Origin of the sequence: Akkermansia sp. GGCC_0220, from assembly GCF_017566105.1 — a bacterium.
GTDB lineage: Bacteria > Verrucomicrobiota > Verrucomicrobiia > Verrucomicrobiales > Akkermansiaceae > Akkermansia > Akkermansia massiliensis.
Genome location: NZ_JABFCI010000268.1, coordinates 1 through 208 on the forward strand (window position 1 = coordinate 1; position 208 = coordinate 208).

The window sequence follows — 208 nt, forward strand, 5'->3', positions numbered from 1 at the left end:
GCTTCTCACAGCAGTATGTGACATCTTTAACAATATAGCGCCGGAGAAACTGATTGTATATACAGAAGATAAAAATGGAGAGAAAGAAGAATACCTATCCGGTAAGGGCACGAACATGGATGTTCCCCTAGCTGTTTTGGTAAACGGCAACAGCGCCAGCGCTGCTGAGATCTTTGCCGGAGCTGTCCAGGACTACGGGATCGGCACT

1 protein-coding gene is annotated in these 208 nt (G+C 47.6%); it reads left to right on the forward strand.

The window, feature by feature from the left end:
* Positions 1-208: S41 family peptidase (locus HJW02_RS13740; RefSeq protein ID WP_243760044.1), on the forward strand; the 208-nt coding region annotated here is incomplete at both ends.